The following is a 23,707-nucleotide window of genomic DNA, read 5'->3' as shown; positions in this document are numbered from 1 at the left end:
TCACTGCCCCACCGCATTCGCGAGCAAGCCCGCTCCCACATTTTGCTCCATGTACACCCGCTGCAGCGCATATCGTCGGCACTGTCGTCTTCTGGCCTGCTCTCGCGTAAACTTGCGCCCTTTCGCAGCCCCACCCCGCTGCACACTCATTTTTTCAAAGGTGCCCGCCATGCCTTGGCTGCAAGTCCGTCTCGCCATCAGCCCAGAACAAGCCGAAACCTATGAAGACGCGTTCCTTGAAGTGGGCGCCGTGTCGGTGACCTTCATGGACGCCGAAGACCAACCGATTTTCGAGCCTGAGCTGAACACCACGCCGCTGTGGTCCCACACCCACCTGCTGGCCCTGTTCGAAGACGGCACCGACGCCGCCAGCGTCTTTGCCCATATGGAACTGCTGACCGGCGGCCCGCTGCCCGAGCACCACAGTGAAGTGATCGAAGACCAGGACTGGGAACGCAGCTGGATGGACAACTTCCAACCCATGCGTTTCGGCCAGCGCCTGTGGATCGTGCCCAGCTGGCATGCCGCCCCGGAGCCTGAGGCCGTCAACCTGCTGCTGGACCCGGGCCTGGCATTCGGCACCGGCACCCACCCGACCACCGCCCTGTGCCTGGAATGGCTCGACGGCCAGGACTTGCACGGTTGCAACGTGCTGGACTTCGGCTGCGGTTCGGGGATCCTGGCCATCGCCGCGCTGCTGCTGGGCGCCAAGGAAGCGGTCGGCACCGATATCGACGTGCAGGCCCTGGAAGCTTCCCGCGATAACGCCGGGCGCAACAACATCCCTGAAGACAAATTCCCACTGTACCTACCGGAGCAGTTGCCCCAGGTACAGGCCGACGTGTTGGTCGCCAATATCCTTGCCGGGCCGCTGGTCTCGCTGGCCCCGCAACTGTCGAGCCTGGTCAAGCCTGGCGGGCGCCTGGCGCTGTCGGGGATCCTCGCCGAGCAGGGTGAAGAAGTCGCCGCCGCCTATGCCCAGGACTTTGACCTGGACCCCATCGCCAACCGCGATGGCTGGGTACGCATCAGCGGTCGTCGGCGCTAGAATGAGCGCCTGCATGAATCGGATGGCCGCATGACCGACAGTTTCGTCACCCAGTGCCCGCATTGCCAAACCCGTTTCCGCGTCAGCCATGCTCAACTGAGCGTGGCCCGTGGCGTGGTTCGCTGTGGCTCTTGCCTGCAAGTGTTCAATGCTGCCCGCCAGTTGCTGGAGCAGCGTGCCCATGCACCTGAGGCGCCAAGTGCCGAAGCTGCGCCGCGCGCCATCAGCCAGAAGCAATGGAGCGCCGAAGAGCTGGACCTGGATAACCTGGACCTGGACGAGGAACTGGCCAAGCTGGAGCGCCGGGAGATCCAGCACACTCAGCCCCAGGGCAGCGAACGGCGCCAAGCCAGCGCCGACCGCCGGCAAAAAGACGAGTCGATGAGCGCCAGCCGCGACACCGCCAAGGCCGAAGAAGAACAATGGGCCGCCAGCCTGTTCAGCGATCCACCAGACGAACGGGCTGCGACAATCGCCCACGCCGAGGAAGCCGTCGAGCCGGCCCCAGTACCCACGGGCAAACCCCTGCGCACCGAGCCTTCGATGTCCTTCGACCTTCACGAGGTGGACGACGAGCCGACGGTGCTGCACAGCGCCGACGCCCTCGACCCGCCCGAGCCAACGCTCGGCAGCGAACCGGACGAGCCTGAGCCTGAACCGCGCCGCAAGCGCTCCCGCACCACCTCCAATGCCCATGACGAGATGCTGCAGGACTTGGAAGACGACCCGCTGCACCTCTACACCGGCAAACGCCCCGCTGGCTGGGGCCGCCGCCTGTTCTGGCTGGCCCTGGTGCTGCTGGCCGCCGCGGCGCTCGCCGGACAGCACATCGCCTACCAGTTCGACGAGCTGGCCCGCCAGGACAAATACCGGCCGTGGTTCCAGGAGCTGTGCCCGAAACTGGGCTGCACCGTGCCGTCGCGGGTCGATATCGCCCATATCAAGAGCAGTAACCTGGTGGTGCGCAGCCATCCCGAGTTCGCCGGCGCGCTGGTGGTGGATGCGATCATCTACAACCGCGCCACCTTCTCCCAGCCGTTCCCGCTGCTGGAGCTGCGCTTTGCCGACCTCAATGGCCGGATGATCGCCAGCCGGCGCTTCAAGCCCGCCGAGTACCTCAGCGGTGAGTTGGCCGGCCAGACCGAGATGCCATCCCAGACCCCGATCCATATCGCCCTGGACATTCTCGACCCGGGCAACAAAGCTGTGAACTACAGTCTCAGTTTCCACTCCCCCGAGTGATTGGCCGCGCGCGTCAAGGTTCGGACGGCAGGTTATTGACTTGCCCGTCCACGACCAAACCGCTGGCGATAAGAAAATAGCTGCTCAGATTTTATCCAATTCAGCCTTTAACCAGTCATCGAGAGCGGGTATCATGCCAACCCTTTTTCGAACTCTAATGATCCGGCCCCACAACAGGGAAGTCCTATGTCGGCGGTACGCATCGGCCCATATACATTGCCAAACGCTTTGATTCTCGCCCCGATGGCGGGCGTCACCGACCAGCCCTTTCGTCAGCTATGCAAACGTTTGGGCGCGGGCCTTGTAGTCTCGGAAATGGTCACCAGCGACATGAGCTTGTGGAACACCCGCAAATCGCGGATGCGCATGATCCACGAAGGTGATCCCGAGCCCCGCTCGGTACAGATCGCCGGTGGTGATGCACAAATGCTGGCGGATGCGGCCCGGGCCAACGTAGAGCTGGGTGCACAGATTATTGATATCAACATGGGCTGCCCGGCCAAGAAGGTCTGCAACAAGGCCGCCGGTTCCGCCCTGTTGAAGGATGAGCAACTGGTGGCCGAGATCCTGCAGGCCGTTGTCGGCGCAGTGGATGTACCGGTCACCCTGAAGATTCGTACCGGCTGGGACCGGGACAACAAGAACGGCCTGACGGTGGCGAAGATCGCCGAACAGGCAGGCATTACAGCATTGGCGGTGCATGGCCGCACCCGCGCTGACCTTTATACCGGTGAAGCCGAATACGACACCATCGCTGCGATCAAGCAGGCGGTGTCGATTCCGGTCTTTGCCAACGGCGACATCGACTCGGCCGAGAAAGCCCGGCGCGTGCTGCACGCAACCGGTGCCGATGGCCTGTTGATCGGCCGGGCCGCCCAGGGGCGGCCATGGATCTTTCGTGAGATCGAGCACTTCCTGCGTACCGGCGAAATCATGCCGGCACCGGGGCTGATCGAGGTGGAACGTATTCTGCTAGAGCATCTGGCCGCCCTGCACACCTTCTATGGGGACGTGATGGGCGCGCGCATTGCTCGCAAGCATGTGGGTTGGTATCTCGCAACCCTGCCCGGCGCCAAAGAGTTTCGCGCAGGGTTCAATCGTTTGGATGAAACGCAAGCACAGGTCACCGCCGTTCGTGAGTTCTTTGCCGAACGAGACAAGAGCCTGAGAGCAGGGGACGGAGAAGGGGTGGCCGCATGACGATGATGACCGAGACTTTAGTGAGTGGAACAACACCCGTGAGCGACAACGTCAATTTGAAACAGCACCTCAACACGCCGAGCGAAGAAGGCCAGACCCTTCGCGGGAGCGTCGAGAAAGCGCTGCACAATTATTTCGCCCACCTTGAGGGCGCGGCCGTCACGGATGTGTACAACCTGGTGCTCTCCGAAGTCGAGGCGCCCTTGCTCGAAAGCGTGATGAACTACGTCAAGGGCAACCAGACCAAAGCCAGTGAGCTGCTGGGCCTGAACCGTGGGACCCTGCGCAAGAAGCTCAAACAGTACGATTTGCTGTAAGCATTCAATCAAACCAGAAAGGCGCCCGCGTAAAACCGGTCGCCTTTTTTGCTGACTCCTTTGCTTTTGATGGAAATTGAGATGACCGACCAGACTACCCGCCTGCCGATCCGCCGCGCCTTGATCAGTGTTTCCGACAAGACCGGGATCCTCGAATTTGCCCGGGAGCTGGAAGCCCTGGGTGTGGAAATCCTCTCCACGGGCGGGACCTTCAAACTGCTGCAGGACAACGGCGTGGCCGCAGTAGAAGTCGCGGACTACACCGGTTTCGCAGAAATGATGGATGGTCGGGTCAAGACCCTGCACCCGAAAATCCATGGCGGCATCCTCGGCCGTCGCGGTATCGACGACGCCATCATGAACGAGCACGGCATCAAGCCGATCGACCTGGTGGCCGTTAACCTCTACCCGTTCGAAGCCACCATCAACAAGCCAGGCTGTGACTTGCCGACCGCTATCGAAAACATCGATATCGGCGGCCCGACCATGGTGCGCTCGGCGGCCAAGAACCATAAAGACGTGGCCATCGTGGTCAACGCCAGCGACTACGCCCACGTATTGGAAAGCCTGAAAGCCGGCGGCCTGACCTACGCCCAGCGTTTCGACCTGATGCTCAAGGCCTTCGAACACACCGCCGCCTATGACGGCATGATTGCCAACTACATGGGCACCGTGAACCAGGCCGCCGAGACCCTCAGCACTGAAGGCCGCAGCCAGTTCCCGCGCACCTTCAACAGCCAGTTCATCAAGGCCCAGGAAATGCGCTACGGCGAGAACCCGCACCAGAGCGCGGCGTTCTACGTGGAAGCCAAGCCTGCCGAAGTGGGGATCGCCACCGCGACCCAACTGCAAGGCAAAGAGCTGTCCTACAACAACGTGGCCGATACCGACGCCGCGCTGGAGTGCGTGAAGAGCTTCGTCAAGCCGGCCTGCGTGATCGTCAAGCACGCCAACCCATGCGGCGTGGCCGTGAGCCCGGACGCCGAAGGCGGGATCCGCCAGGCCTACGAACTGGCCTACGCCACCGATACCGAATCGGCATTCGGCGGCATCATCGCATTCAACCGCGAACTGGACGCCGAGACCGCCAAGGCCATCGTCGAGCGTCAGTTCGTTGAAGTGATCATCGCGCCAAGCGTCAGCAGCGAGGCCCGTGCCATCGTGGCGGCCAAGGCCAATGTGCGTCTGTTGGCCTGCGGCGAGTGGTCGGCTGACCGTGTCGCTGCCTGGGACTACAAGCGCGTCAATGGCGGCTTGCTGGTACAGAGCCGCGACATCGGGATGATCGGCAGCCAAGACCTTACAGTTGTGACCAAGCGCGCGCCGACCGAGCAAGAGATCAACGACCTGATCTTTGCCTGGAAAGTGGCCAAGTACGTTAAATCCAACGCCATCGTCTACGCCAAGAACCGCCAGACCATCGGTGTCGGCGCGGGCCAGATGAGCCGGGTGAACTCGGCGCGCATCGCCGCGATCAAGGCCGAACACGCCGGTTTGCAGGTGGTGGGTTCGGTGATGGCTTCCGACGCATTCTTCCCGTTCCGTGATGGCCTGGACAACGCCGCAAAAGCGGGCGTGACTGCCGTGATCCAACCGGGCGGTTCGATGCGTGATGCCGAGGTGATCGCCGCGGCTGATGAAGCCGGTATCGCGATGGTCTTCACTGGCATGCGCCACTTCCGTCACTGATCCAAATGTGGGAGGGGCTTATGTGGGAGCGGGCTTGCTCGCGAATGGGGTGTGTCACTCGACACTTTCCTCACAGGTCCACCGCTTTCGCGAGCAAGCCCGCTCCCACATTTTAAAGCGCTCCTGCAGCGCCTACAGAATTCGAGGTTTTTGAAATGAATGTTTTGATCATTGGCAGCGGTGGCCGTGAACACGCACTGGCCTGGAAAGTCGCCCAAGACCCACGCGTGCAGAAAGTATTCGTGGCCCCCGGCAACGCCGGTACCGCCATTGAAGCCAAGTGCGAAAACGTCGCCATCGACGTATTGGCCCTTGAGCAACTGGCCGACTTTGCGCAAAAGAACGTGTCGCTGACCATCGTCGGCCCGGAAGTACCGCTGGTGGCGGGCGTCGTGGACCTGTTCCGCAGCCGTGGCCTGGACTGCTTCGGTCCGACTGCGGGCGCGGCCCAGCTGGAAGGCTCGAAAGCCTTCACCAAGGATTTCCTGGCTCGCCACAAGATCCCGACCGCCGACTACCAGAACTTCACCGAGATCGAGCCGGCCCTGGCTTACCTGCGTGAAAAAGGCGCACCGATCGTGATCAAGGCCGATGGCCTGGCCGCCGGTAAAGGCGTGATCGTGGCGATGACCCTGCAGGAAGCCGAAGACGCCGTGCGCGACATGCTCGCCGGCAATGCCTTCGGTGACGCGGGTTCGCGCGTGGTGATCGAAGAATTCCTCGACGGCGAAGAAGCCAGCTTCATCGTGATGGTCGACGGCAAGAACGTCTTGCCGATGGCTACCAGCCAGGACCACAAGCGCGTCGGCGACGGCGATACCGGTCCGAACACCGGTGGCATGGGTGCCTACTCCCCTGCCCCGGTGGTCACCGCCCAGGTGCACCAGCGCGTGATGGACCTGGTGATCTGGCCGACCGTGCGTGGCATGGCCGATGAAGGCAATGTCTACACCGGCTTCCTGTACGCGGGCCTGATGATCGACAAGGCCGGCAACCCGAAAGTCATCGAGTTCAACTGCCGCTTCGGCGACCCGGAAACCCAACCGGTGATGCTGCGCCTGCAGTCGAGCCTGGTGCTGCTGGTGGAAGCCGCCCTGGCCCAGGCCCTGGACAAGGTTGAAGCACAGTGGGATCCACGTCCGAGCGTTGGCATTGTGCTGGCGGCCGGTGGTTACCCTGCCGACTACGCCAAGGGTGATGTGATCCAGGGCCTGGATGCGGCCGCTACACTCGAAGGCAAGGTGTTCCACGCCGGTACCGCGCTCAAGGACGGCCAGGTCGTGACCGCCGGTGGCCGTGTACTCTGCGCCACGGCCATGGGCGCCAGTGTCGATGCCGCCCAGCAGCAAGCGTACAAGCTGGCCGCCAAGATCGACTGGCAGGGCTGCTTCTACCGCAAGGACATCGGCTACCGTGCCATTGCCCGTGAGCGCGGCGAAGATCAGTAACCAGCTATCCGTTCGGCTAGGCAAGGGCCTTTGGCCCTTGCCGTCCTATTGCGGTCCCGCGCATAGTTAACCCCGTGCATCAACCTACGAAGGGATTTCGCCGTGCGCTGGCTCAGGATCGCCATAGTTTTTACTGTCAGCCTGCTGACCTTGCTCTGCCTGTTGCCGGCCCAGGCCGTCGCGCAAGGCAGTGGCTGGGCCGTATTACTCGATGAACAGGCCGACCTGCAACTGAGCGACATTCGCTCCCCCCGCTACAACAACCAATTTAGCCCCATCGAACTGGACCGGATCACCGCCGCCGAGCCCAATGGCGCGCTGTGGGTACGTTTCAGGCTGCAACCGGGCAAGCACGAGCAAGTGCTGCGGGTATTCGCGCCGGACCTGGCGCACCTCAACCTGTATGTGCTGGACGGCGACACGCTGATCGAACAAGTGAATACCGGCACCCGCCAACCCCAGGCTGAACGTCCGCTGCCGAGCAGCGACTTCATGCTGCCCATGCCCCAGAGCCAGAAACCCCTGGATGTGTATGTGCGCCTGGTCTCGGAGCACGAACTGCGGCCGTACCTGACCCTGGAACCGGCCGTGATGGCTGCCGCCAACCAGACCCAGACCCTGGTCTATGGCCTGCTGTTCGGCTGCCTGCTGATGCTGATCCTGCACAACCTTACCCGCTACGCTTACCATCGTTCGCGCAGCAGCCTGTGGCTGGCGGCCTGCGAAGTGCTGCTGTTACTCAGCCTGTTGCTGCTGCTCAACCTGCTGGGCCCCTGGCTGCCGAACTGGCACGCCCTGCAAACGCCGGGCGCCTATATGGCGTTGCTGCTGACCGCGCCGTGCGGCTTGATGTTCGCCTATCGCTTCTTCGCGCCACTGGGCCCGCACCCGCTGAACAAGCTGCTGATGGCCGATATCCTGCTAATCGTCCTGTGCGGCCTGTTACTGCTGTTCGTCAACACCCTGCCGCTGAACATCATCACCTATGCCCTGGTGGCACTGGCCGGCCTGAGCATGCTGTTTGTCTCGGCCTACCACTGGCAAAAAGGCTACCGGCCTGCACGCCTGTTCTTGCTCGCCATGGTGGTGTTCAACACTGGCACGCTGATTATCCTCCCGGCCCTGCTGGGCCTGACCCTGGTGGCCCCGCAAGGCCTGATCATTACCCTGCTGGCGGTGATCTGCGTCAGCGGCCTGCTGATGAGCCAGGCCCTGGGCGAGCGCCAGCGCAGCATCGTCGAGGATCGCTTCAGCCTCAGCCGCGACCTGGCGGCCAGCAACGCCGAGATCGCGGCCAAGGCCGAGTTCCTGGCGAAGATCAGCCATGAAATCCGCACGCCCATGAACGGCGTACTGGGCATGACCGAATTGCTGTTGGGCACGCCTTTGTCGGTCAAACAGCGTGACTACGTGCAGACCATCCACAGCGCCGGCAATGAACTGCTGACCCTGATCAACGAGATTCTCGACATCTCCAAGCTCGAGTCCGGGCAGATTGAACTGGACGACGTGCAGTTCGACCTCAACGCCCTGATCGAAGACTGCCTGAGTATTTTCCGCGCCAAGGCCGAGCAGCAGAACGTCGAACTAATCAGCTTTATCCAGCCCCAGGTGCCACGGGTCATCAGCGGCGACCCGACACGCCTGCGCCAGGCCCTGCTGAGCCTGCTGGAAAATGCCCTGCAAAAGACCGACGAAGGCGAAGTGCTGATCGTGGTCGCCCTGGATGAACGCAGCAGCAAACCGCGCCTGCGCATCGCCGTGCAAGACAGCGGCCTGCCAATGGAAGCCGCCGAGCGCGACGCCCTGCTGCACAGCGAACTGCACAGCAAGAATTTCCTGTCGGCCACCCGCCTGAGCGGCCACCTCGGCCTGGTGATCGCCCGCCAACTGATCCTGCTGATGAATGGCGAGTTCGGCATCAAGGCCGGCAGCCAGCAAGGCAGCACCCTGTGGCTGACCTTGCCGCTGGACCCCGAGCGCCTGGAGCACCCGACCTCCGATCTCGACGGCCCGCTGCAAGGCGCGCGGGTGTTGGTGGTGGACGACAACGACACCTGCCGCAAGGTGCTGGTGCAGCAATGCACCGCCTGGGGCCTGAACGTCAGCGCCGTGCCATCGGGCAAGGAAGCCCTGGCCCTGCTGCGCACCAAGGCGCACCTGCGCGACTATTTCGACGTGGTGCTGCTGGACCAGAACATGCCCGGCATGACCGGCATGCAACTGGCGGCGAAGATCAAGGAAGACCCGAGCCTGAACCACGACATCCTGCTGATCATGCTCACCGGCATCAGCAATGCCCCGAGCAAGATCATCGCGCGCAACTGCGGGATCAAACGCATCCTGGCCAAGCCGGTTGCGGGCTACACCCTCAAGACCACCCTGGCCGACGAACTGACCCAGCGCAGCAAAGGCGTGGTCCAACCCCGCCACATCGCGCCGAACGTTCCTGTGGCCGTCACCGTGCCCAGTGATTTCCGCATCCTGGTGGCCGAAGACAACAGCATCTCCACCAAAGTGATTCGCGGCATGCTCGGCAAGCTCAACCTGCAACCCGATACCGCCAGCAATGGCGAGGAAGCCTTGCAGGCGATGAAGGCCCAGCGTTACGACCTGGTATTGATGGACTGCGAAATGCCGATCCTCGATGGCTTCTCTGCGACCCAGCAGTTGCGGGTCTGGGAAGTCAGCAACCAGCGCACCCGCACGCCGGTGGTGGCACTGACCGCGCATATCCTCTCGGAACACAAGGAACGCGCACGCCAGGCCGGGATGGATGGGCATATGGCCAAGCCGGTGGAGTTGTCGCAACTGCGCGAACTGGTTGAATACTGGGTGACACAGCGCGAGCAGCCGGCGGAGCAGGCGCACACCTCCTGAGGCAAGGAGGCTCCCTGTGGCGAGGGGGCTTGTCCCCCGCTGGGCTGCGAAGCGGCCCTAAAACCTGCTATCCGGATTTAACTGAAAGAACTCAGTGAGGCGGGTGGGGCCGCTTCGCGGCCCAGCGGGGGACAAGACCCCTCGCCACAAAAAGCCCACTCTCCACAGAAAGCCCCCTAGCCACAGAAAGCCCACAAGCCTGATAGACTCCCCCTCGCCCTTCCTTCGCTGTGAGCTTCCACCATGCTCCATGTGTTGTTCAGCGTTTATTTGAAGATGCTGGTGCTGTATAGCCCCTTCTTTGTCCTCTCCTGCTTTATCAGCCTGACCCGCGGCTATTCCAGCAAGGAACGGCGGCGCCTGGCCTGGAAGGTCGCCCTGGCGACGCTGGTGTCGAGCGTCTTGCTCTACCTGTTTGGCCGGGTGATTTTCAGTGTGTTTGGCATCACCGTGGATGCCTTCCGCATCGGCGCCGGCAGTGTGTTGTTCATTTCAGCCCTGGGCATGGCCCAAGGCAAGTCAGCGGTACAGACCGACAATGTGCAGCAGGACGTGACCATCGTCCCCCTGACCATTCCCCTGACTGTCGGCCCGGGCACCATCGGCGCGCTGCTGGTGATGGGGGTCAGCCAGCCCCATTGGGACGACAAGTTCATGGCGATTCTCAGCATTGCCCTGGCCAGCCTGACCGTAGGCGTGGTGCTGTACCTGTCCAATCGGATCGAACGCATCCTCGGTGACCAGGGCCTGCAGATTGTCAGCCGCTTGATGGGCCTGTTCGTGTGCGCGCTGGCCGCGCAGATCATTTTTACCGGGATACGCGGTTATCTGGTGCCCTGAGGCAGCGGTCAAATCCGGTATTGGGCAATGGCCTGCAAGACCTTGTCGCCTGCACTCCTGCGCAACTGCTTGAGGGTTGCCTCGTTGACCACCGCCGGGTTGAGCATCAGGCAGGTCTGACCACTGAAGGCTTCGACCGTGGAGCTGTCCCATTCAAAAAACGGGACGCCCAGTTTCTTGCTGACGCCATGGGCGCTGTAAGTCACCAAAATCATCAGCACTTCGCCATCGACTTCAGAGCAGGACGCCAGGCCAAAGTCACCGCCTTCATGGGTGACAATGTTGCGCTTGAACAGATCAAACGGCGCCGCCTGCTGCTTCAGCGCGTCGAAGGCATCCGCTGCCAATTTGGGCAGCGCCATGGCCAACGGGCCCGCAAGGGACGTCGAAGCCACGGTGGACGAGATGATGTTGAGCGCCGCCATCTGCACCGTCAGGCCTTTCCTGGAGGTCGTCACCCGCTCAAAACTGCTGCGTATCGGCAACCACCCCAGGCTGGTCATGACCTTGATGAACTCGTCATACCAGGCCTGGCTGCCGCGCGTCACGTTCAGCACGTCACTCACATAGCTGCTGGCCAACAGGTAGCTCTTGCGGGTGTATTCCTTGTTGAGATGGCTCATGCCCGCGACAAACGAGAACACACTGTTGTTAATCACCGCGCCATTGAGGTCGACCTGCGCCTCGGCGGGTAAAGGGCCCCCCGACGACTGCGCGCTCACCGGTAAACGGTAAGTGGCAATCAACTTGCTCTTTTTCGCCATATTGATTCGTTTATGTTTTCGCTCCATGAATGTTTCTCCACAAAAACCCACACGGGTCTACTGCCAACACTAGCCGGCCCAGGCGTTTTTTTCAGGGGCCCGGGCAGCGCCGAATGCGGTGGGCAAAAAGCACCTGCCAGCGCCAGCTCCCGCAAACACTGGGGAGGGCGCCAAGCCTGATAAAGCGCAGGTTTGCTTCTGTAGCGATAAGGTGAGAAACCGTGGCTGGCGTGTCGAAACAGCCCCATCGGATAGGGAAACGTCATCGCCGGGAGTTGGTCTTTTCCTACCCGTCAGCGGCCCCATTGCGGGGCCGCTGTTGCATCAGGAGAGCGGTTTTTCACCGTACCAGCGTGGCGTGTACACCCACTCGCCACCGCCCAGCCGAGGGAACGCACAGGTGGTGGACGAACCGATCAGCACCATGGTGCGCATGTCCACCTGGTCCGGTGTCAGTTGGCCCAAGGTGAGGGTGCGCAGCGTCTGCCCAGGACGACCAATATCCCGCCCCAACACCACCGGCGTTGCCGCATTGCGGTGCTGGGCGACGATTTCCAGGGCGCGCCCCAGTTGCCATGGGCGCGAACGGGAGATGGGGTTGTAGAACGCCAGGGCCAGGTCGGCCTGGCATGCCAGGTCCAGGCGTTTTTCGATGATGGACCAAGGCTTGAGGTTGTCCGACAGCGACATCACGCAGAAGTCATGCCCCAGCGGTGCACCCGCCTGGGCCGCGGTGGCGAGGGAGGCCGAGACCCCCGGCAGGATTTCCAGCTCGACCCGCTGCCAGGCCGGGTCGCTGGATTCATGCAACGCCTCCAGCACCGCCGCCGCCATGGCGAATACGCCAGGGTCGCCAGAAGACACCACCACCACCGAACGACCCTGGGCCGCCAGCTCGAAGGCGTGCCGCGCCCGCTGCATTTCTTCACGGTTGTCGGTGCAGTGCTGCACTTGGTCGGCGCGAAACGGCCCGGCCATGCGCACATAGGTTTCGTAGCCCAGCACATCGGTGCAACGCGCCAGTTCAGCCTTGACCGCCGGCACCATCAGTTCGGCAGCGCCGGGGCCCAGGCCGATCACGGCGAGACGGCCACGGGGGCGGCCCAGTTGCGCCAGGTCTACCGGCGCAGCAGCGCCATGGATGACGATATCCGGCCCGGCAGCCAGCGTCGTAAACCGCAGTGGCACACCCAGTTCCAGCGCAGCTTCCTGCAATTGACCGCTGGCCATGTCGGCATCGTCGGCCAACAGGCACGCCAGCGACTGCACAGCGATGCCGTCCTGCTGTAACGCCTGGCGAACCCGCGCCGCCAGTTCGGCGCCCGGGCGGCAGGCGACCCAGGTGTTCTTCGGATAGATCAGTAGCTCATTGGCCGCCGGCACACGTTCGGCGCTGCCCACATGAATGCTCAGGCGCGCCTGCTGGTCCTGCGCCAGATTAGCCTGCTCCAGCCACGGCGCCGCGCCTTCGATACGCACTTGCTCACCGGCCAGCAGGTCCGAGACAAAGCGCTTGCCCAGCTCCAGGTCGGCCAGTTGATAGCCCTGAGGCGGGTTGAGCAGGCAGGTGCCAAAGCGCAGCTCGCCACTGGTGGTGATCGCGGCCGCCACACCCAGGGCCGCCGCGATTTCCCGCGCCATGCTATTGACCCCACCCAGGCCACCGAGCAACGGCACCACCGCGCTGCCGTCTTCGGCAACCGCCAGTACCGCCGGCTCTTCGCCTTTTTCCAGCAACAGCGCGGCCAACGTGCGGATCACAATGCCTGCCGCGCACAGGGCAATGATCGGCGTGCCCTGCTGATACAACTGGCGCAGGGTCGCGCCAAACTCACTGTAGGTCTGGTCGGCGCCTTCCACTCGACCGGCCAAGCCGTGGATCTGCGCGCCTGGGTACACCTGCTGGATGCTGCGAGCCGTGGCCAGGCTGCCCTGGCCGAGGATTACGATCGCCGGCGTCATCACCCTTGCCACCTTTCGCCCGGCACGATGATCAACGAGAAATACGGCGACGACATCGGCTCGACCTGATCCAGCGCGACGATTTTCTGGTTGGCCATGGTGGCGCGCTCGACATACAGCGCACGCCCGGCCAGCCCCAGTTCCTCAAGCACCTGGCGCACCTTGGTGAAGTTGCGCCCCAACTTCATGATCACCGCCGCATCGGCATCCGCCAGGCGCCGCTTGAGCTCGTCATGGGGCAGCACCCCGGACAGTACCGACAGGCTCTGGTTGCGATACACCAACGGTGCGCCCAGCACCGAAGCGCCGCCGAGCATCGAGCACACGCCGGGGATGACCTGGGCGTCGTAGCGCTCGGCGAGGCGGTCATGCAGGTACATGTAGGAGCCGTAGAAGAACGGGTCGCCTTCGCAGATCACCGCCACATCACGCCCGGCATCCAGGTGCGCGGCCACGTCGACACTGGCGGCGTCGTAGAAATCGCTGATCACCTGTTCATAGGACAGCGGCGCCGGCAAGGCTTCGGTGGTCACCGGATACACCAGCGGCATCAGCGTCTGCTGGGGCACCAGGTGCTCCTCGATAATGCCAAACGCATTGCCCTTCTTGCCCTTGGCGACGAAGTACGCCACCACCGGCGATTCGCGCAGCAGGCGCAGGGCCTTGAGGGTGATCAGTTCCGGATCGCCAGGGCCGACGCCCAGGCCAATCAAACGTCCACGCGCCTGCATCATTCGACCTCCGTGGCCAGGGCGTTGACCGCCGCAGCGGCCATCGCGCTGCCGCCCAGACGGCCCTGCATGATCACAAACGGCACGCCACGGCTGTCGGCGGCGAGCATCGCCTTGGACTCGGCGGCGCCGACAAAACCTACCGGGAAACCGAGGATCAGCGCCGGCTTGGGCGCGCCGGCGTCGAGCATTTCCAGCAGGTAGAACAGGGCGGTAGGCGCATTGCCGATCACCACCACACTGCCGGCAAGATGCGGGCGCCACAGTTCCAGGGCGGCAGCGGAACGGGTGTTGCCCAACTCGCGCGCCAACTGCGGCACGCTGTCGTCGCGCAACGTGCAGATCACTGGGTTGTTGGCCGGCAGGCGGGCCCGGGTCACCCCTTCAGAAACCATCCGCGCATCACACAGGATCGGCGCGCCAGCGGCCAGGGCCTCACGGCCGGCCTTGCCTGCGCCTTCGGAGAACTGCAGACCGTCGATCGCCTCGACCATGCCGCAGGCGTGAATCACCCGCACGGCGAGTTTTTCCAGGTCGGCCGGGATGCGATCAAGCTTGGCCTCTGCGCGAATAATCGCAAAGGAGTTGCGATAGATCTCCTGACCGTCGCGGATGTAATCAATCATCGGTGTTGCTCCGTGGACGGGCACGCAACACGGCGCCCGCCGCTTCAATAGAAAGGTTGTGCGCGTGCAGGCGGCCGAAACCCGGCTGGCCTGCATCGCGAAAATAGAGGTCGTAGTGCCCAACGCCCACCGCCAGCAAAGTGACCGGGGCAATGTGCGCCGCAGCGCAGGTGCGCGGGCAGCCGGACAGGTGCACGTCCAGGCCCTGGCCGTGGTCCTGGAGCAGCGTGGCCAGGTGCAGGGCATCGGCCTTGGTGTCGGTCTGGGCCTTGGCGCAGCCGCTGGAACCGGTGCAGGCAATCATCCGCGCCAGGGCCTGGTCGGCCGAACACAGGAAGCCCAACTGCGCCAGGCCTTCAGTCACGCGCGGGGCTGCGTGCGGCGCCAGGTTGGGTAGCAACAGGCCCTGCCACGGGGTGAAGCGTAATGTGCCGTCGCCACATTCGAGGGCCAGTTGCGCGGCGCCGCGCAGCATGGCTGGGTCCAGCCGGCCCAATGGCGTGACTGCGGCCACGTAGACCCGCTCGGGTTGGCGCTGTGGATAAGTCCCCAGGCGCAAGCGGCTCGCAGTGGCGCGGCGACGATAGCCATCGGCGGGGAGCAAGGGCAGGTTCAAACGCCCGACAAAGTTATCCACAGACGTTTGCGCCAGCAGGTCGCGCATGCGGTTCTGGTCGGGCCGGGCCAGGTCGAGAAACAGCTCCAGCACCGCGACGACCAGTTCATGCCCCTGATCCACAGGGACCGCGGCCAGCGGCAGGTCGCGCGCGGGGCAACCGGCCAGGCCGAACGCCAACAAGGTCTGGCCCTGCGCGGCATAGGCCGATAACCACAGGTCGTGATGATGGTCGAGCATCGCCAGGGCTTCACCGCCATCCAGTTGCACGGCGAACTTGGCCGACAACTCATGAAACCGTGGATGGGCTTGCAGGGTGGCGAGGATCTGGTCCGCCAGGGGCCGGGTGTCCAGCAGCATCGCGCGGTCGATGCCAGCGCCGGGGCTGAGCATCACATTGCGTACGTCATCGCCGCCGGCGGTGGTCGGGCCCAAGCCTGCAGCCAGCAGGTGCGTGATCAAGCCATCATGCTGCGGGCCAATGCCACGAATCTGCAGGTTGGCACGGTTGGTCGCCTCGATCACACCGCCGGCGTAAGCCTGCGCGGCGTGCGCCACGGCCAAGGCCTGCGCAGCGGTGATGGCCCCACCGGCCAATTTGATCCGGCAAATCCCGCCATCCAACGCCTGGACAATACGCAGCAACCCCGGGCAACCCGAGGGGCGTTTGCTATTGGACAGAGGAAGTGGCTTCACGGGGGCTACCGGTTCACGGGTAAAGGCGCGGTATTATGCCTGCTTTGTCCGGCAGCATGAAAAGCCTGCCCGTCGGATGTCGTTCAAGGAATCAATATGTCGCCCTGGCTGACGGTAGTAGGCATCGGTGAAGACGGCTTCAAGGGCCTGGGCAGGAATGCCCGGCATGCTCTGTTGCGCGCCTCTCGTATCATTGGCGGCCAGCGCCAGCTGGATTTGCTGCCGGTGTGCATTCGTGCTGAGCGCGAGTTGTGGCCCAGCCCGTTTTCCCTGGCGCCGCTGCTGGCACGGCGCTTTGAGCCGATATGCGTGCTGGCCAGTGGCGACCCGATGTTCTACGGCGTCGGCGCTAGCCTGGCACGGCAGGTGGCGGCGGATGAACTGTTGATCCTGCCGGCGCCCTCTTCCGTGTCGCTGGCGGCGGCACGCCTGGGCTGGCCGCTGCAGGATGTGGTGACGCTGTCGGTAGTCGCCCGCCCGGTGGCTGCGCTCAATGCCCATCTGGCCAGCGGTGTGCGCTTGCTGGTGTTGAGCAACGACGGCCAGAGCCCGGCCGCTATCGCCGCGATGTTGCGCAGCAGCGGTTTTGGCCCGAGCCGCCTGAGTGTGTTTGAACACCTCGGTGGCAGCGCTGAACGGCGCATCGATGGCAACGCCGAAAGCTGGCAGGACCCGCCGGTTGCGGCGCTGAACCTGATCGCCATCGACTGCCTCGCCGACGCCAATACCCCGCGCCTGTCGCGCCTGGCCGGCCTGCCGGATGCGGCCTTCAAGCATGACGGCCAACTGACCAAGCGCGATGTGCGAGCCATGACCCTCGCGCGCCTTGCCCCCGCCCCCGGCGAGTTGCTTTGGGACGTCGGCGCGGGCAGCGGCTCCATCGGTATCGAATGGATGCGCGCCCACCCCAGCTGCCGCGCCCTGGCGATTGAAGCCGACGCCGGCCGCCAGCAGTTGATCGAACACAACCGCGATGCCCTCGGCGTGCCCGGCCTGCATTTGATTCGCGGCAGCGCACCCCAGGCCCTTGCGGGGCTGGAAGCGCCCGATGCGATCTTCATCGGCGGCGGTGTGACCCGCGACGGCGTGCTCGACACCTGCTGGCAACACCTGCGCCCGGGTGGGCGACTGGTGGCCAATGCCGTGACCCTGCAAAGCGAAATGACCTTGATGAACTGGCGTGCACAACACGGCGGCGAACTGACCCGCATCCATGTGGCCCAGGCCCAGCCCCTGGGCGAGTTCGACACCTGGCGCCAGGCGCTGCCCATCACCCTGCTGGAAGTGATCAAGCCGCTATGAAGCGCATCCTGCTGCTGGGCGGCGTGACTGAAGCCCTGGCCATCGCCCGCACCCTGGGCCCGCAACATATCTACAGCCTGGCCGGGATCGGCCGGGTGCCCACCGACCTGGCATGCCAGGTACGCGTCGGCGGTTACGGCGGTGCCGAGGGGCTGGCGCAGTTTGTCCGCGCCGAGCACATCAGCCTGATCCTCGACGCCACCCACCCCTACGCCGCACAAATCAGCGCCAACGCCGCCCAGGCCGCACAAAGGTGCAATATCCCCTGCTGGGCCCTGCGCCGCCCCGCCTGGCAGCCACAACCTGGCGATGACTGGCGCGAAGTGCGCGACTGGGCCGGGCTGATCGAGGCCTTGCAACCCTTCCAGCGCCCGTTGTTCACCCTGGGCCGCGAACCGCTGCAACACCTCGACGAAATCCCCGCCGGGCAGTTCTGGACCTTGCGCGCACTGGACACCTACCCCGGCAACGAACGCTGCGAAGTGATCGGCGCCCGCGGCCCGTTTTTGCTCGCGGATGAACAGGCGTTGTTCGAACGCCGGCAGATCGATGTCTTGATCAGCAAGAACAGCGGCAGCAGCGCCACCGAACCCAAGCTGGAAGTGGCCCGCGAGCGCGGCGTACCGGTGCTGATATTGCAACGGCCGGTGCTGGCGGGGGTGGATCGGGAGTTTTTGACGCCCCAAGAAACACTCACAGCATTGGCAAGTTTCACTCAATAAGTCAGGATCGCCCGCTTGCTTGATTAGTAACCTATTTGTTACCTTCGAGGCGGGCGATGATTGAGATTGAGGAATATAAACGCGACAAAAAACTGGAACAAAAGAGGTAGCCAGCATGGCACTTACCCGCAGTTATAAACTCACGATTGCCGAAGCCGCCCAGCGCGACCCAGAGTTTGCCCAGGCACTCCTCGATGAGGCTGCTACGCTATTTCTCAACGGCGAACCCGAATTGTCCCGCATCATTCTGCGCGACCTGGTCAACGCCACTGTTGGTTTTGAGAGTTTGGCAAAAGAGACGGCCAAACCGAGCAAAAGCTTGCACCGTATGCTTTCGGCCCATGGCAACCCCAGCATGGATAACCTGGCGGCGATATTTGCGGTACTCCGAAAGGGGCTTGGCGTCGATATGCAGGTGCATGGCGTTCCCGTCGCATAACTTGACATCACTGCGACACCAAACCACACCGCCACTTTTTACTTATGCCCCCCGATCAGGCTAAATACCTACCTGATCGCTTAACCCTACGGATTGTCCGCCATGGCCCGTCAACGCTTTGCATTTGCCTGGATCGCCTGCCTTGCAGTGCTGTTCAACGCGTTTGCCATGCCGATGGCCGGGGCGATGCAGCAGGGTCAGAGCCCTGCCGAGCAATTGCTGTGGGGCAGTTTCTGCTCCTCCAATGGCAGCAAGCTGGTGGCGATCTCCCTGGGCAAGCTGGATATACCGGCGCCGCAGCAGGACGAGCATTCCTCCATGCAGCATTGCTGGTGCTGCTCCGGCTCGCCGCCGCTGCTGGCACTGGGGCATGTGCCGCAGTTGTATCTCACACGGATCGATCCGGCCCCTGGCCTGCCATCACCCACCCTGCAAGCCCCGACTCCGCGCCAGCAATGGCCGAGCCTCAACCCCCGCGCCTCTCCTGTCGTTTGATCACTTCGCAATTGAACTGCGTTTGAATCGTTCTGGAGAACTGCCATGCTCAAATCTTCCCTGCTTCTGGCGGCCTTGCTGCTGCCTGTGTTCAGTGCCGCCAATGCCGAGGACTACAAGGCCGGCGACCTGCTGGTCAGCGATCCCTGGTCCCAGGAGTTGCCGCCCAATGCGCCGACGGTGGCCGCGTACTTTGTGATCCATAACCAGGGTGAAGCCCCGGACCGCCTGCTCAGCGTCGATACGCCAGTGGCGGCCAAGGCCGAGCTGCATGAACACGTCATGCAGGGCGACTTGATGAAAATGCAACAGGTGCCCAGCGTGGCCGTGCCGCCCAAGGGCGAGCTGACCTTCGCACCGATGGCCTATCACGTGATGCTCCTGGACCTGAAGGATCGCAGCCAGTTGCGCGACGGCCAGCACTTCCCCCTGACCCTGAACTTCGAAAAGGCCGGGCCGGTAAAAGTGGAAGTCTCGGTACAAAAAGTACCGCCGATGGCCGGCCACGAGCAAAAGCACGCCCATTAACCACCCCAGGCCGCTCCCCATGGGTGCTCCCGCCAACAGGTCAACCACGCACCGCCGCCAGCCCCTGAAGCTGGCGCGCGGCAGCTGGATCAGCCTGTTCGCCATGCTGATGATCTTTATCGGACCGCTGATTTCCCAAGCGATGCCGATGGATCATCACGCCGGCATGTCCATGCAGATGTCCATGGACGACACCTGCCATGCCGCGCCAAAGCATCCCGCCGAGCACACCAAGCCCCCCGCCGCCGACCACGTCATGTGGGAGAAATGCGGCTATTGCAGCCTGTTGTTCAGTTGCCCGGCCCTGCCGGGCAGTGTTTCATTCGTGGCCCTTGGCACCCCACCACCGGCCAACGCCCTCACCCCTGCAACGCGCCTGGGCCATGCCCGGCAGAGCATTTTCCCTGGCGCGCGCAGCCGCGCCCCGCCCAGCCAGTCGTAAACCGCCAATCACACACAACTTCGCACGGCCGCCTTCACACAGACAGCCGCAGGCTGCTGGCCGTGTTGTTTACGACTGACTGATGGAATTTTTCATGTCCAGGTTTCCTGCTGACACCCGTATGGGATGTACCCCCGTGCTCGCCGTTTTGTGCGGCGCACTCTTGGCCCCACAGGCGTATGCCGACGACCACGCCGAACACCACAACGAGCTCAGCCCGACGGTGATTACCGGCGTTGCCCCAAGCTCCCCACTGACCATCGTCACCAACCCCAAGGACCCACGCCAGCCGGTGCCGGCCAGTGACGGCGGCGACTACCTCAAGACCATCCCGGGCTTTGCCCTGGTGCGCAACGGCGGCACCAATGGCGACCCGGTGCTGCGCGGCATGTTCGGCTCGCGCCTGAATATCCTCACCAACGGCAGCATGATGCTCGGCGCCTGCCCGGGCCGCATGGACGCGCCCACCTCCTACATCTCGCCGGAAACCTACGACAAGCTCACCGTGATCAAAGGCCCGCAAACCGTGCTCTGGGGCCCCGGCGCCTCGGCCGGCACGGTGCTGTTCGACCGTGAGCCGGAGCAGTTCGGCGAACTGGGCACGCGGGTCAACGCCAGCATCCTCGCCGGTTCCAACGGGCGTTTCGACAAAGTGCTGGATGCCGCCGCCGGTGGCTCGCTGGGGTATATCCGCGTGATCGGCAACCAGGCCCACGCCGATGACTACAAGGACGGCAACCACGACACCGTCGCCTCGCGCTACGACAAATGGAATGGCGACGTCGCCCTCGGCTGGACCCCGGACGCCGACACGCTGCTGGAACTCACCGCCGGTCGTGGCGATGGTGAAGCGCGTTACGCCGGACGTGGCATGGATGGCTCGCAATTCCTGCGCGAAAGCCTCGGTCTGCGCTTCGAGAAATCCAATATCGGCGAGGTACTCGACAAGGTCGAAGCCCAGGTCTACTACAACTACGCCGACCATGTGATGGACAACTACAGCCTGCGCACGCCCTCGGGCACCGGGATGATGGCCGGGCCCATGGCGTCCAACGTCGACCGCCGCACCCTCGGCGCGCGGATCAAGGCCACCTGGCGCTGGGCCGACGTGCAACTGATCAGCGGCATCGATGCGCAGACCAACGAGCACCGCCAGCGCAGCAGCGCCGGGGTCGACACCTACAAGAACCTGCCGCGCAACAAGGACGCCGACTTCCACAACTACGGAGTGTTTGGCGAATTGACCTGGTACGCCGCCGACAATGACCGGCTGATTACTGGCGCCCGCCTGGATCGCGCCTCGGCCAAGGATTACCGCCAGCGCACCGGCAGCGGCATGATGAGTCGCGCCAACCCTACCGCCGGCGATACCCGCGCCGACACGCTGCCGTCCGGTTTCGTACGTTATGAACATGACTTGGCCGACAGCCCGACAACCCTCTACGCCGGCCTCGGCCACGCCGAACGCTTCCCGGACTACTGGGAGTTGTTCTCCCCCAACCGTGGCCCTGCGGGCTCGTTGAATGCCTTCGACGCGGTCAAACCGGAGAAAACCACCCAGCTGGATTTCGGCCTGCAATACAAGACCGCAGACCTGGAAGCCTGGGCCTCCGGTTATGTCGGCCAAGTGCGCGACTACATCCTGTTCAACTACACCCCTGGGATGATGGGCATGACCTCCCAGGCGCAGAACATCGATGCGCGGATCATGGGCGGTGAACTGGGCGCGGCGTACAAACTGACGTCCAACTGGAAAGCCGACGCCACCCTGGCCTACGCCTGGGGCAAGAACAGCAGCGACGGCAAGGCGCTGCCGCAAATGCCGCCCCTGGACGCACGCTTTGGCCTGACCTACAGCGAAGACGACTGGAGCGCCGGCGCCTTGTGGCGTGTGGTCGCGGCGCAAAACCGCATCGACCAGAACAAAGGCAACGTGGTCGGCAAGGACTTCGCCAAGAGCGGTGGTTTTGGCGTGTTCTCCCTCAATGCTGCATACCGCATCAACAAGAGCTTCAAGGTCAGCACTGGCGTCGACAATCTGTTTGGCAAGGCCTACGCCGAGCACTTGAACCTGGCCGGCAACGCCGGGTTCGGCTACCCGGCCAACGACCCACAAGCCATCAATGAACCGGGGCGCACGCTCTGGACCAAGGTCGACATGAGCTTCTAGCCACCACCGTTGTAGGAGCGAGCTTGCTCGCGAAGAACGTGAACGATGACGCAGCAAATCAGACTCAACGCGGCAACCTCAGGTTTTTCGCGAGCAAGCTCGCTCCTACAAGTCATGCACAAAAATAACGTCCTTGCGGAGCACCCTGATGAACCCTCCAAAGATCTCCTTCTACAACCTGGCCTGGCGCTGGCATTTCTACGCCGGGCTGTTTGTCGCCCCCTTCATGGTGTTGCTGGCAGTGACCGGCATCATCTACCTGTTCAAGCCCCAACTTGACCCGCTGATGTACGGTCAGTTGCTCACCGTGCAGCCTGCCGAACACGTCCTCAGCGCCGACGAGCAACTGCAGCGGGCCAAGGCCGCCTATCCACATGCCACCCTCAGCAAATACCTGCCCCCCGTGGACGCCAGCAGCAGCGCGCAGTTTGTCCTGCACAACGCAGGTAACGAACTGACCGTTTTTGTCGACCCTTATCGCGGCAGCGTGCTTGGCGAGCAGGACGCGACCTACAACCTGCAAGCCATCGTTCGTGCCCTGCATGGTGAATTGATGATCGGCACCACCGGCGACCGCCTGATTGAACTCGCGGCCGGCTGGGGGGTGATGCTGGTGGTGTCCGGCCTGTACCTGTGGTGGCCGCGCGGTCGCTCTGCTGCCGGGATTCTGTGGCCGCGCCTGGGCAGTCGCGGGCGCCTGTTCTGGCGCGACCTGCATGCCGTCACCGGGTTCTGGGGCGCGGCGTTTCTGCTGCTGATGATCCTCAGCGGCATGACCTGGACCGGCTTCTGGGGCAAGCAGTACGCCGACCTGTGGAACCGCTTTCCGGCGGCGATGTGGAACGATGTGCCGCAGTCCGATCAACAGGCCCGCAGCCTCAATACCGCGACGCAGCAGACCGTGCCCTGGGCCATGGAAAACACCCCCATGCCGGTGTCCGGCGAGCATGCCGAACACATGCAGCACGGTGGCATGCACCACGGCCCGGCCGCGCCCTCGATCAGCCTGCAACAGGTGGTGGACCTGGCCACCGCACGCCAGGTCGAGCCGGGCTACAGCATCACCTTCCCGACCACGGCCACAGGCGTGTTCACCATCGCCGTGTTCGCCAACGACCCGCGCAATGACGCAACCCTGCATGTGGACCAATACACCGGCAAGGTCCTCGCCGATGTGCGTTGGCAGCACTACAACACAGTGGCGCGGGTTACCGAGTCCGGGGTGATGCTGCACGAGGGCAAGATGTTCGGCGTGATCAACCAGATCATCGTGCTGCTGGTGTGCCTGATGATTCTGCTGAGTGCGGTCAGCGGCGTGGTGATCTGGTGGAAACGCCGGCCACAAGGTGGCCTGGGGGTTCCACCGTTGCGCCATGATTTGCCGAAGTGGAAAACCGCCATGGTGATCATGCTGGCGCTGGCGATCGTTTTCCCATTGGTCGGTGCGTCGCTGATCCTGGTGTGGGTCTTGGATCGGCTGGTGCTGGCGCGCTTTTTCAAGCAACGTGAATCGGCCTCATCTTCCCCATGAGGTAGGCGAGATGCCCTAC

Annotated in this window: 21 protein-coding genes; 16 read left to right on the top strand and 5 right to left on the bottom strand. The window is 63.5% G+C overall.

Annotated features, from left to right (window positions below):
* Positions 1-169: 169 nt before the first annotated feature.
* From prmA to C5F71_RS15955, 8 genes are all read left to right on the top strand, one after another.
* On the top strand, positions 170-1,048 hold the full coding sequence (gene prmA / locus C5F71_RS15990) for a 50S ribosomal protein L11 methyltransferase (protein WP_104911498.1): 879 nt from the start codon (positions 170-172) through the stop codon (positions 1,046-1,048).
* Positions 1,049-1,078: 30 nt separating this feature from the next.
* Positions 1,079-2,290: a DUF3426 domain-containing protein gene (locus tag C5F71_RS15985; protein WP_104911497.1), complete on the top strand. Its 1,212-nt coding sequence runs from the start codon at positions 1,079-1,081 to the stop codon at positions 2,288-2,290.
* Positions 2,291-2,476: 186 nt separating this feature from the next.
* Positions 2,477-3,490, top strand: coding sequence for a tRNA dihydrouridine synthase DusB (gene dusB, locus C5F71_RS15980; RefSeq protein ID WP_029297661.1), 1,014 nt, complete (start codon positions 2,477-2,479; stop codon positions 3,488-3,490).
* On the top strand, positions 3,487-3,807 hold the full coding sequence (gene fis, locus C5F71_RS15975; protein ID WP_003186237.1) for a DNA-binding transcriptional regulator Fis: 321 nt from the start codon (positions 3,487-3,489) through the stop codon (positions 3,805-3,807). The genes dusB and fis overlap by 4 nt, the downstream gene beginning before the upstream one ends.
* Positions 3,808-3,888: 81 nt before the next feature.
* Positions 3,889-5,496 (top strand): bifunctional phosphoribosylaminoimidazolecarboxamide formyltransferase/IMP cyclohydrolase, encoded by a 1,608-nt coding sequence (purH, locus tag C5F71_RS15970; RefSeq protein ID WP_104911496.1) that lies wholly within the window; start codon positions 3,889-3,891, stop codon positions 5,494-5,496.
* Between the two features lie 155 nt (positions 5,497-5,651).
* Positions 5,652-6,944 (top strand): phosphoribosylamine--glycine ligase, encoded by a 1,293-nt coding sequence (gene purD / locus C5F71_RS15965; RefSeq protein ID WP_029297678.1) that lies wholly within the window; start codon positions 5,652-5,654, stop codon positions 6,942-6,944.
* Positions 6,945-7,046: 102 nt separating this feature from the next.
* On the top strand, positions 7,047-9,824 hold the full coding sequence (locus C5F71_RS15960; protein ID WP_029297680.1) for a hybrid sensor histidine kinase/response regulator: 2,778 nt from the start codon (positions 7,047-7,049) through the stop codon (positions 9,822-9,824).
* 243 nt (positions 9,825-10,067) lie between these two features.
* Entirely contained in the window at positions 10,068-10,664 is a 597-nt protein-coding gene (locus C5F71_RS15955; protein ID WP_029297681.1) for a MarC family protein, read from the top strand.
* A gap of 8 nt (positions 10,665-10,672) precedes the next feature.
* Here C5F71_RS15955 and C5F71_RS15950 read toward each other — a convergent pair whose 3' ends face one another.
* The 5 genes from C5F71_RS15950 to cobG all read right to left on the bottom strand — a co-directional run bounded on the left by C5F71_RS15950 (position 10,673) and on the right by cobG (position 16,044).
* Positions 10,673-11,455 carry a hypothetical protein gene (locus tag C5F71_RS15950; RefSeq protein WP_070994298.1) on the bottom strand — a complete coding sequence of 261 codons (783 nt, stop codon included), beginning with the start codon at positions 11,453-11,455 and terminating at the stop codon, positions 10,673-10,675.
* A gap of 297 nt (positions 11,456-11,752) precedes the next feature.
* A complete protein-coding gene (gene cobJ / locus C5F71_RS15945; RefSeq protein ID WP_104911495.1) occupies positions 11,753-13,390 on the bottom strand; it encodes a precorrin-3B C(17)-methyltransferase in 1,638 nt (545 codons plus the stop codon).
* Positions 13,390-14,124 (bottom strand): precorrin-2 C(20)-methyltransferase, encoded by a 735-nt coding sequence (locus C5F71_RS15940; protein ID WP_370694595.1) that lies wholly within the window; start codon positions 14,122-14,124, stop codon positions 13,390-13,392. The genes cobJ and C5F71_RS15940 overlap by 1 nt, the downstream gene beginning before the upstream one ends.
* A complete protein-coding gene (locus tag C5F71_RS15935) occupies positions 14,121-14,747 on the bottom strand; it encodes a precorrin-8X methylmutase (RefSeq protein ID WP_029297694.1) in 627 nt (208 codons plus the stop codon). Before C5F71_RS15935 ends, C5F71_RS15940 begins: the two co-directional genes overlap by 4 nt.
* Positions 14,740-16,044, bottom strand: coding sequence for a precorrin-3B synthase (gene cobG, locus C5F71_RS15930; protein ID WP_104912631.1), 1,305 nt, complete (start codon positions 16,042-16,044; stop codon positions 14,740-14,742). Before cobG ends, C5F71_RS15935 begins: the two co-directional genes overlap by 8 nt.
* A gap of 111 nt (positions 16,045-16,155) precedes the next feature.
* On the opposite strand from cobG, the gene C5F71_RS15925 reads away from it, so the two are divergent.
* The 8 genes from C5F71_RS15925 (at position 16,156) to C5F71_RS15890 (ending at position 23,688) form a co-directional block, all read left to right on the top strand.
* On the top strand, positions 16,156-17,361 hold the full coding sequence (locus C5F71_RS15925; RefSeq protein ID WP_029297699.1) for a bifunctional cobalt-precorrin-7 (C(5))-methyltransferase/cobalt-precorrin-6B (C(15))-methyltransferase: 1,206 nt from the start codon (positions 16,156-16,158) through the stop codon (positions 17,359-17,361).
* Positions 17,358-18,083 carry a cobalt-precorrin-6A reductase gene (locus C5F71_RS15920; RefSeq protein ID WP_104911494.1) on the top strand — a complete coding sequence of 242 codons (726 nt, stop codon included), beginning with the start codon at positions 17,358-17,360 and terminating at the stop codon, positions 18,081-18,083. The genes C5F71_RS15925 and C5F71_RS15920 overlap by 4 nt, the downstream gene beginning before the upstream one ends.
* Before the next feature lie 115 nt (positions 18,084-18,198).
* Positions 18,199-18,522, top strand: a complete 324-nt coding sequence (locus tag C5F71_RS15915; RefSeq protein WP_057958200.1) for a DNA-binding protein — start codon at positions 18,199-18,201, stop codon at positions 18,520-18,522.
* Positions 18,523-18,624: 102 nt separating this feature from the next.
* Positions 18,625-19,017 (top strand): DUF2946 domain-containing protein, encoded by a 393-nt coding sequence (locus C5F71_RS15910; protein WP_092233147.1) that lies wholly within the window; start codon positions 18,625-18,627, stop codon positions 19,015-19,017.
* Between the two features lie 45 nt (positions 19,018-19,062).
* Positions 19,063-19,545, top strand: coding sequence for a copper chaperone PCu(A)C (locus C5F71_RS15905; RefSeq protein ID WP_029297710.1), 483 nt, complete (start codon positions 19,063-19,065; stop codon positions 19,543-19,545).
* A 19-nt stretch (positions 19,546-19,564) separates the two neighbouring features.
* Positions 19,565-19,987: a DUF2946 domain-containing protein gene (locus C5F71_RS15900; RefSeq protein WP_104911493.1), complete on the top strand. Its 423-nt coding sequence runs from the start codon at positions 19,565-19,567 to the stop codon at positions 19,985-19,987.
* Positions 19,988-20,081: 94 nt separating this feature from the next.
* A complete protein-coding gene (locus C5F71_RS15895) occupies positions 20,082-22,157 on the top strand; it encodes a TonB-dependent copper receptor (protein ID WP_070994292.1) in 2,076 nt (691 codons plus the stop codon).
* Between the two features lie 148 nt (positions 22,158-22,305).
* Complete coding sequence (locus C5F71_RS15890) at positions 22,306-23,688, top strand: PepSY domain-containing protein (protein ID WP_104911492.1); 1,383 nt, start codon at positions 22,306-22,308, stop codon at positions 23,686-23,688.
* The last annotated feature ends 19 nt before the right edge of the window (positions 23,689-23,707 follow it).

Origin of the sequence: Pseudomonas sp. LG1D9 (assembly GCF_002949995.1) — a bacterium.
Lineage (GTDB): Bacteria > Pseudomonadota > Gammaproteobacteria > Pseudomonadales > Pseudomonadaceae > Aquipseudomonas > Aquipseudomonas proteolytica.
The sequence above is the reverse complement of the archived record's forward strand: the minus strand, read 5'-3'. Positions and strand labels throughout refer to the sequence as shown.